This is a genomic window from Streptomyces incanus (assembly GCF_042656345.1).
In the GTDB taxonomy this organism is placed as follows: domain Bacteria; phylum Actinomycetota; class Actinomycetes; order Streptomycetales; family Streptomycetaceae; genus Streptomyces; species Streptomyces incanus.
On the sequence record NZ_JBHSPC010000167.1, the window covers coordinates 21,246 to 28,249 of the forward strand.

At 73.1% G+C, this 7,004-nt stretch carries 8 protein-coding genes; 5 read left to right on the top strand and 3 right to left on the bottom strand.

The genetic code is table 11. The features are described from left to right. Positions 1-75: 75 nt before the first annotated feature. From ACFP2V_RS37840 to ACFP2V_RS37850, 3 genes are all read left to right on the top strand, one after another. Positions 76-411 (top strand): DUF6412 domain-containing protein, encoded by a 336-nt coding sequence (locus ACFP2V_RS37840; protein WP_381221346.1) that lies wholly within the window; start codon positions 76-78, stop codon positions 409-411. 168 nt (positions 412-579) lie between these two features. Next, positions 580-1,353 carry a YidC/Oxa1 family membrane protein insertase gene (locus ACFP2V_RS37845; protein WP_381221024.1) on the top strand — a complete coding sequence of 258 codons (774 nt, stop codon included), beginning with the start codon at positions 580-582 and terminating at the stop codon, positions 1,351-1,353. Between the two features lie 185 nt (positions 1,354-1,538). Next, complete coding sequence (locus ACFP2V_RS37850; protein ID WP_381221027.1) at positions 1,539-1,991, top strand: SCO4225 family membrane protein; 453 nt, start codon at positions 1,539-1,541, stop codon at positions 1,989-1,991. A 105-nt stretch (positions 1,992-2,096) separates the two neighbouring features. On the opposite strand, the gene ACFP2V_RS37855 is transcribed toward ACFP2V_RS37850, so the two are convergent. The 3 genes from ACFP2V_RS37855 to ACFP2V_RS37865 all read right to left on the bottom strand — a co-directional run bounded on the left by ACFP2V_RS37855 (position 2,097) and on the right by ACFP2V_RS37865 (position 4,654). Next, entirely contained in the window at positions 2,097-2,990 is an 894-nt protein-coding gene (locus tag ACFP2V_RS37855) for an LLM class F420-dependent oxidoreductase (protein ID WP_381221030.1), read from the bottom strand. A 108-nt stretch (positions 2,991-3,098) separates the two neighbouring features. Next, complete coding sequence (locus ACFP2V_RS37860) at positions 3,099-3,578, bottom strand: heme-degrading domain-containing protein (protein WP_381221033.1); 480 nt, start codon at positions 3,576-3,578, stop codon at positions 3,099-3,101. Next, the gene (locus ACFP2V_RS37865) at positions 3,575-4,654 is read right to left on the bottom strand and encodes a Gfo/Idh/MocA family protein (RefSeq protein ID WP_381221037.1); all 1,080 of its coding nucleotides are present in this window, start codon (positions 4,652-4,654) and stop codon (positions 3,575-3,577) included. The genes ACFP2V_RS37860 and ACFP2V_RS37865 overlap by 4 nt, the downstream gene beginning before the upstream one ends. Positions 4,655-4,709: 55 nt before the next feature. Here ACFP2V_RS37865 and ACFP2V_RS37870 point away from each other — a divergent pair, with 55 nt between their 5' ends. Both ACFP2V_RS37870 and ACFP2V_RS37875 read left to right on the top strand, forming a co-directional pair. After that, on the top strand, positions 4,710-6,002 hold the full coding sequence (locus ACFP2V_RS37870) for an ROK family transcriptional regulator (RefSeq protein ID WP_381221040.1): 1,293 nt from the start codon (positions 4,710-4,712) through the stop codon (positions 6,000-6,002). A gap of 143 nt (positions 6,003-6,145) precedes the next feature. Continuing rightward, a complete protein-coding gene (locus tag ACFP2V_RS37875; RefSeq protein ID WP_381221043.1) occupies positions 6,146-6,982 on the top strand; it encodes a hypothetical protein in 837 nt (278 codons plus the stop codon). The last annotated feature ends 22 nt before the right edge of the window (positions 6,983-7,004 follow it).

A 7,004-nucleotide genomic window follows, 5' to 3' on the forward strand; every position in this document is an offset into this window, starting at 1 on the left:
GTCGGGGCCGGTAGCCCGGGCCGGCGGGGGACGAGGGAGGGGGCATCAGTGATCCGTACCGCGATCCGTACCGCGATCCGCGGTCGGGACGACGTGCGCGCAGCCTTCTCCGCGGTCGCCGTGCTGCTCCCGCTGCTCCAGGTCGTCCTGCTCGTGCTGCCGGTCGCCGGCGGCCTCTCCGGGCTCTCCGGCACCGTCGCGCTCGCCGCGACCACCGCGGCCGCTGTCACGCTCACCGTGTGCGCCGTCGTCCTCGCGCGCTGCGCGCCCGCCGTGCCGCCCACCCGGGTGCGTACGGCCCTCCGCGACCGCGACCGGCGTACCGCCTTCCTGCCGCAGCGCGACCCCGACGCCAGGGGCCGCACCCGGCCCAGAGCTCCCGGGCACGCCCTCCCGGCGACCGCCGCGTAGGGCACATGCGTCACATACGTCAGCTGTAGGGCTCTTCTTCCGTCCACAGGGCACTTCTCGTCCTTCAGCGCTTCCAGCACGTTTCCATGCGCCTGCCCGCGCACGGGTCGTCATGCCGTCATCGCGTTCATCCGTTCCGGCACGACGAGACCCCCGGAGGGCTCACCCATGTCCGTCTTCGCCAACCTGGTCGGGCAACTGGCCGACCTGCTCCAGCCGTTGTTCGGCCTCTCCGCGGCCGCCGCCGCGATCGTCCTGTTCACCGCGTTCGTACGCCTTCTCGTCCACCCCCTCTCCCGGGCCGCCGCGCGCGGACAGCGGGCGAGGGCCCGACTCCAGCCGAGGATCGCCGAGTTGCGGCGTCGGCACGGCCGCGATCCCGAGAGGCTCCAACGGGCCCTCCTCGACCTGCACACCCGGGAGAAGGTGTCGCCGCTGGCCGGAATCCTGCCGAGCCTCCTCCAACTGCCCGCCTTCTTCGTGCTGTTCTACCTGTTCTCGAACGCCACGATCGGCGGACGGCCCAACGAACTGCTGGGCCATGAGCTGTTCGCCGCGCCGCTGGGCGGGCGCTGGGCCGACGCGCTCGCGGGCGGGGGCCCGTTCGACGGGGCAGGGCTCGTGTACGTCGGACTGTTCGCGGTCGTCGTGGCGGTCGCCGCCTTCAGTTACCGGCTGACTCGGCGGTCGATGGCCGCGCACTCGGTCCTGGCCGCTACAGGAGCGGGGACGGGTGCCGGTACACGTACGGGTACAGGTGGCCGTGGCGGGCGTGACGCGGGGCAGGCCGAGGTGCCTGGAATGAAGGCGGCGGTCAAGGTGATGCCGTTCCTGTCGTTCTTCACGCTCGTCACCGTGGCCGTGGTCCCGCTCGCCGCCGCGCTGTACGTGGTCACCAGCATGGCGTGGGGTGTGGTGGAGCGGGCCGCGCTCCACCGGTGACGCGCTCGGCAACCCTCGCGGAGGCGGGCCCATCCCAGGGTTCATGTACAGGAAGGGTGCGTACAACACCCGGAGCAAGCCGGCCGGCAACCTGAGACGGCGCATCTGGTAGCCAGGGCGTCTACCGAAAACCGTTGAGCGGCCCTGGGGGCCACCCGGCACCGGGTGGTCCCCAGGGGATCATCTTGAGTAAAGGACTGCTGGTGGCCGGCACATGGGAAATCCGTCGTGTCATAGAGGATGCGACAAGCGACTGGACCTCACGGGTCTACCTCGGCATCGTCGCCGTCCTGGCGATCTGGGCATCGGCCGGGGGCCTCGGCCTGGTGGACTCCAGCTGGACGGTGCGGTTCCTGGCCGTCATCCTCTGTATGCCCTGGACGTTCGCGGTGTTCGTGATGATCTCCCTGAGCCACGTCGAGGAGTGGCTGCTGGGCCACAGCTTTTACCACGAGGCGCCCGCCTGGCTGTTCGAACCGCTGTGGACGGTGTTCTGGCTGTCGGCGGCCCTCGCGAACGCCAGGATCATCGCCGCCCTGTCCCGTTCGGCTTCCCGCCGACCCGGTGTTTCCCCCTTCCTGGTTCCGATGGGCCTGTTGGCGTTCTTCAGCCTGATCGTGCTGATCTGGCGCGCCTGAACCCGAGATCCCCGTCCGTGAGGAGCTGCGGCTGTTCCGCCGTGGCTCCCCTCCGCCGGACCTCGCCACCCAAGAGGATCTGCCAGACGCATCAGTTTCCGAAGGTCACCCCAGCAGGGAGGCCAGCCTGCGCCACTCCTGCCTCGGCAGGGCGTCGCGTGGGCCGTCGGTGATCACCTGGAGTGCCACGTGGTCCGCGCCCGCCGTGTGGAACGCCTCGATGCGGTCGCGGATGCGGGTGTCCTCGCCCCAGGCGAACAGTGCGTCGATCAGGCGGTCGCTGCCGCCGTCGGTGACGTCGGACTCGGTGAAGCCGAGGCGCAGGAAGTTGTCGGTGTAGTTCGGCAGCTCCAGGTAGGGGGCGAGGTAGGCGCGTGCCACCGTGCGGGCGCGGGCCGGGTCGGTTTCCAGGACGACCTTGAATTCCGGGGCCAGCAGGGAGGCTTCGCCCAGGATGTCGCGGGCCCGCGCGGTGTGGCCCGGCGTGCCCAGGTACGGGATCGCGCCGGCCGCCCGGTTCCGGGACAGCTCCAGCATCTTCGGGCCGAGGGCGGCGAGCACGCGGCGCCCGGCGGGTACGCCGCCCTTGCCGGACCGGTCGAGCTCGTCGAGCCGGTCCAGGTAACCGGCCATCGTCGAGTACGGCTTTCGGTACTGCTCCACGCGCGGGCCGTGGCTCACTCCCAGGCCCAGCACGAAGCGGCCGGGGTGGGAGGCTTCCAGCTCGGTGAACTCCGCCGCGGTGCCGGCGGGGTCCTGCTGCCAGACGCTCTGGATGCTGGTGGCGACGACGATCCGCCGGGTCGCCTCGATCAGCGGAGCGGCGTTGCGGGCGGTGCTGTTGCCGCCCAGCCAGACGGCTCCGTATCCGAGTTCCTCCAACTCGGCGACGGACTCGGCGAGTTCGCCGCGCCGGGTCGTTTCCTCCGAGCGGAGTCCAATGCTCCAGATGCCGTACCGGCCGACGGTCTCCTGCAAAAGGCCTGTGGTGTCGCTCATCGGTTCCGATCCCTCCGGACGGGGTGGGTGCTGTCCCTGATCGTCGCGCGTACAGCATGTCCCGACCGGAGGGCGTCCCGGGACGGTTCCCGGCTTCCCCCAAGAGCACTAAAGCCGTGCCAGGAACCGTTCCAGCGCCTCCACCACCATCCGGTGGTCCTCGAGCTGGGGGAGACCGGAGACCGTCACGGCGCCGATCACGCCCGCGCCCTCGACGGTGATGGGGAACGAACCACCGTGGGCCGCGTAGGTGTCGGGGTCGAGGCGGGAGGACTCCTCGAACGTCGTGCCCTTGGCGCGGTGCCGGGCACCCACCAGGTACGACGCGGCACCGTACCGTTCGACGACCCGGCGCTTGCGGGTGATCCAGGCGTCGTTGTCGGGGGCCGAGCCGGGCAGCGCCGCGTGGAAGAGCTGCTGGCCGGCGCGGTGGATGTCGACGGCGACGGGGGCCTGCCGCTCCCGGGCCATCTCCACCAGCAGGGAACCCAGCGCCCAGGCGTCCTCGTGGGTGAACCGGCGGAACACCAGACGGCGTTCCTGCGCCTCCAGCTCCTCGACGGTGGGGGTGGGTGCGGGCTGCGTCACAGCGTCACCGTCACCTTCTCGTCGGCGGAACGGCGGGCCGCCTCCAGTACGTCGAGTGCGGCGGCGGCCTCCTGTGCGGTCACCGGGTTGGGGCCGCCCTCCAGGAGGGACTTCGCCACGGCCCTGTAGTAGGCGGGGTAGTCGCCGGGCAGGGTCGGTACGGGGCGTCCGCCGCCGGTCACCGGGGACTCCCCGGAACCGACGCGGCCCCACAGCTTCTCGGGCTCGGTGCCCCACGGTGCGCCCCCGTCGGTCCCGGGGCGCAGGCCGTCGCGCAGGGCGGCCTCCTGGGGGTCGAGGCCGTGCTTGACGTACCCCGCCTCGGAACCCAGGACGCGGAAACGCGGGCCGAGCAGGGCCGTGGTCGCGGAGACGTAGAGGTGGGAGCGGGCGCCGTTCGCATGCGTGAGCGCGATGAAGGTGTCGTCGTCCGTCCGCGCGCCCTCGCGGCGGACGACCGCTTCGGCGTACACGGAGGTCACCGGGCCGAGGAGGACGAGCGCCTGGTCGACGACATGGCTGCCGAGGTCGTAGAGCAGGCCTCCGATCTCCGCCGGGTCGCCGGACTCCCGCCAGCCGCCCTTGAGCTCCGGCCGCCAGCGCTCGAAGCGGGACTCGAACCGGTACACGTCACCGAGCGCGCCCTCGGACACCAGCTTGCGCAGGGTGAGGAAGTCGTTGTCCCAGCGGCGGTTCTGGAAGACGGACAGGAGCAGGCCGCGCTCCTCGGCGAGCGCCGCCAGCTCACGGGCCTCGGCCGCCGTACCGGCGAGGGGCTTGTCGACGACGACCGGCAGACCGGCCTTCAGGGCGGCGGTGGCGAGCGGGACGTGCGTCCTGTTCGGCGACGCGATCACGATCAGGTCCAGCTCGTCGGCGCGCTCGAAGAGCGCGTCGGGAGTGGCCGCGATGCGGACGTCCGGGAACTCGGTGCGGGCCTGCTGCTGCCGCTCGGGGTTCGAGGTGACCACCGTGTCGAGGGCGAGGCCCTCGGTCGCGGCGATCAGCGGGGCGTGGAACACGGAGCCCGCGAGGCCGTAGCCGACGAGGCCGACGCGGAGGGGAGTACCAGTCATGGTCCTACTTTCGCAACGCTGTTGCCAAAGTGCAAGCACGGGAGAGAATGGGCGGGTGAACAGGACGAACGGCGGACCGGGCGGCAGGGGTACGGCGGTCGGGACAGGCGGGACGGGTGCGACGGGCGGGGTCAACCTGCTCAGCCTGCGCAGCCACAACACCGCGCTCGTGCTCGACCTGCTGCGGACCGCGGGGGCGGAGGGCATCAGCCGGCTCGAACTCGCCGAGCGGACCGGGCTCACCCCGCAGGCGGTCAGCAAGATCACGGCCCGGCTGCGGGCGGACGGCCTCGCGGCGGACGCGGGACGCCGGGCGTCCACCGGAGGCAAGCCCCGGACGGTCCTGCGCCTGGTGCCGGAGGCCGGGCACGCGGTGGGCGTGCACCTGGACCGGGACGAACTACGGGCCGTCCTGGTCGACCTCGACGGGGCGGTCGTGGGGGAGCGGAACACCCCCCTGGACCTGGGCGCGGGCGCGGAGGCGGTACTGACCCGGGTGGCGGGAGTCGTCGAGGAGTTGTGGGGCGAGCGGGACGAGGAACCACGGGAGGCACCGGGGGAGCCGGGGGAGCCGGGGGAGCCGGGGGAGCCGGGGGAGCCGGCGGCACCGGGAGAGCCGGGGGAGCCGGGGGGCGGGGCTGCCGTACGCGGACGCCGCCGTCGTCTCTCCCTGCTCGGCGCCGGGATCGCGCTGCCCGGACCGCTGGACCATGCCCGGGGCGTGCTGCACCGGGTGACCGGGTTCCCCGAGTGGGACGGGTTCCCGCTGCGGGACGCGCTGTCGCGGCGGCTGGGGGTGCCGGTCGTCGTCGACAAGGACACCAACGCGGCGGCGCTGGGCCTGGCCGTGGGCGGCGAGGGCGGTTCCTTTGCCTATCTGCATCTCGGTACGGGGCTCGGGGCGGGGCTGGTGATCGGCGGCAGCGTGCACCGGGGGCCACGGACCGGGGCGGGGGAGTTCGGCCACCAGGTTCTCCAACTGGACGGGCCGCGCTGCGGCTGCGGTGACCGGGGCTGCATCGAGGCCCTGTGCCTGGGCGCGGTGGCCAGGGGCGACACGGAGGAGGCGGCACGGGTGCTGGGCACCGGCGCGGCGAACCTGGTCGGCCTGCTGGACATCGACCGCGTCCTGCTCGGCGGCCGGATCGTCGAGGCGGCCCCGGAGACGTTCGTACGAGGCGTGTGCGAGGTCCTGGAGGCCCGCGCCCGCCGCACCGGGGACACTCCCGTCCCGGTACGGATCGCCTCGGGCGGCGGGCAGGGGGGACGCTGGGGGAGTGGGCAGCGGGTCGCCGAGGGGGCCGCGCAGTCGGTACTGGCGCCGGTGTTCGGGCGGGGGGACGGATAGCGGCGACGACGGGGCACGGAGACCGAGGGCGCGGCCGGGCGGGGTGGCGGGCTACGCCGAGCGGGGGAAATCGTGCCGCCGTGCGGGGGGGTGTTCGGGGTGTCCCCGTGGTGTCGGCCCGCCGGACGGCAAGGCCATATGGCATGCGACTCTGCACGCCCGCGTCCCTGTTCATGGCGGCGGTGGCCGCGATTCTTCCCACCGCGCCCCCGGCCCGAGCGGAAGCGCCGCCGCCCGCCTGCGCCACAGCGGACGAGCCCGACTTCCCGCTGACCACCGGCATCCACGACGGCCCCGAGTCCTACCGGGCCGGGGGCGGCTTCGGCATCTGGTACCTCGAACTCACCAACACCACCGACCGTGCCTGCGGCGGCGTTTACCCGGTCGTCGTGCTCGTCGACGACCGGCGGGCGCTGCGGGCCTCGCAGCCGGTGCTGGAGTTCTACACGGAGGACCGGGAACTGCCGCACACCGTCCGCTTCGAGACCACCGACGAGGACGAACTCGTCGGTGCCCTCGCCGACGACGCCGCGGGCTTCGGGGGGTTCACCGTCGAGGCCGGCCGGACCCTCACCGTGAAGATACGACTCGCCCTCACGTCCGACGCCGTGGCGGGCGAGGTCGTCGCCACGGCCGCCGTCGTCCAGCGGCGCGAGGACGACGGCGACTGGGTCGGACAGTCGGACGAGTACCGGTTCCGCATCGAGACGGGCTCCAGGGCAGCCCCCGGAACGAATCCCGCGGCGGAAGCCGAAGCCGCCGGCCCCCACGCCACCGCACCCAGCACCCCCACTGCCCCGACCGCCTCCACCCCCCGGGACATCCCTGTCTCCTCCCCGTCCCCCCTCCCCGAGGAGCTCGCCCGCACCGGCAGCCGTACCGACGCCGGCGGGATCCTTGCCGCAGTCCTCACCGCAGCCGCGGCGGCCCTGTTCGCCGGAGGCCTGGCCCTGCTGCGAGCCGCCCGCAGGCGCCACTGACCCCGGCAGTGCCCCCCCCCCC